The sequence below is a fragment of the Streptomyces sp. NPDC058086 genome (assembly GCF_042885015.1).
In the GTDB taxonomy this organism is placed as follows: Bacteria; Actinomycetota; Actinomycetes; order Streptomycetales; family Streptomycetaceae; genus Streptomyces.
This window is the reverse complement of the sequence record NZ_JBHVST010000299.1, coordinates 1-1,375: the sequence shown is the minus strand read 5'-3', so window position 1 is coordinate 1,375 and position 1,375 is coordinate 1. Positions and strand designations below refer to the sequence as shown.

The window sequence follows — 1,375 nt, the reverse complement described above, 5'->3', positions numbered from 1 at the left end:
GGGCGTGTCAGTGATCTTGTGTAAGTCGCCTGGTTTCATTGGATGCTGAGCCGGTCCTCGAAGAAGAGTGAGAACTGGTTCAGTGCCTCTTTCCAGTGTGCGGCGACGTGGTTCGCGTCGCGCGCTTTGGGGTTGATCTGCTCGCGGACCGCGAGGTAGAGGACCTTCAACGCGGCTTGTTCCGAGGGGAAGTGCCCGCGGTTGCGGGTGGCTTTGCGGAGCCGCGAGTTGATCGACTCGACCATGTTCGTGGAGTAGACCACCGTCCTTATGGCCGGCGGGAACGCGAGGTAGGGCGTGAACTCCGGCCAGGCCGACCGCCAGGTCCGGACGATCGCTGGGTAGCGTTCGCCCAGGTCAGAGGCAGCGAACGCGTCGAGGGCCTGTTCGGCGGCCTGTTCGGTCGGGGCTGCGTAGATCGCTTTGAGGGCCGGCACCAGTTTGGGGTGGTCCCGCACCGACGAGAGCCGGAGCGAGGCTCTGGTGAGGTGGATCACGCAGGTCTGGACAGTGGCCTTGGGCCAGGTCGCGGTGATCGCGTCGGGCAGGCCTTTCAGTCCGTCGCAGGCGACGATGCAGACGTCCTCGATGCCCCGATTCCGTAGTTCTGACAGGACCGCCATCCACGCGGTGGCGCCTTCGCCTTCGGATCCGACCCACATGCCCAGGACGTCTTTGCGGCCGTCCATGTCGACGCCGACGGCCAGGTAGACCGGCTTCGAAGTCACCGACCCCGAGCGGATTTTCACCCACAACGCGTCGATGTAGATGATCGGCCAGACCGCGTCGAGGGGCCGGTTCTGCCAGGTCACGAGCTCGTCGATCACGGCGTCGGTGACCTTGCTGATCAGGTCGGGGCTGACCTCGACGCCGTAGATCTGGGCGAGGTGGGAGCGGATGTCGCGCACGCTCATGCCGCGGGCGTAGAGGGAGAGGATCCGGTCGTTGAACCCGGCGAGCCGACGGGCGTTCTTCGGGACCAGGCGCGGTTCGAAATCGCCGTTGCGGTCCCGTGGAACCGCCAGCGTGACTGCCCCTGCGTCGGTGAGGACGGTCTTGGGCGAAGTCCCGTTGCGGGAGTTCCCCGAGCCGTGGCCTGCGGGATCTCCGCGTTCGTAGCCGAGGTGTTCGCTCATCTCGGCTTCCAGGGCCCGCTCCAGCACGGCCCGGGTGATCTCCGTCAGCAGCCCGCCCTCACCGAGCAGGGCCGCCCCTGAGGCGTCAGCCTTGTCGAGCAGTCGCTCGACGACCTCGTCAACCATCTCGTCGTCGGCCACGTACGCGGCCGCTTCGTCTTTGTCTGCCATGACTCGTCCGATCCGCCCGGCCCGAGGGCCCGAGGGCGAGCCCCGGGCCAGGCTTCCACATCACGGAC

General features: G+C 66.8%; 1 protein-coding gene. It reads right to left on the bottom strand.

Going from position 1 to position 1,375, the window contains the following annotated elements:
• Window positions 1-35: 35 nt before the first annotated feature.
• A complete protein-coding gene (locus ACFVWD_RS58395; protein WP_389607317.1) occupies window positions 36-1,307 on the bottom strand; it encodes an IS256 family transposase in 1,272 nt (423 codons plus the stop codon).
• Window positions 1,308-1,375 lie beyond the last annotated feature (68 nt).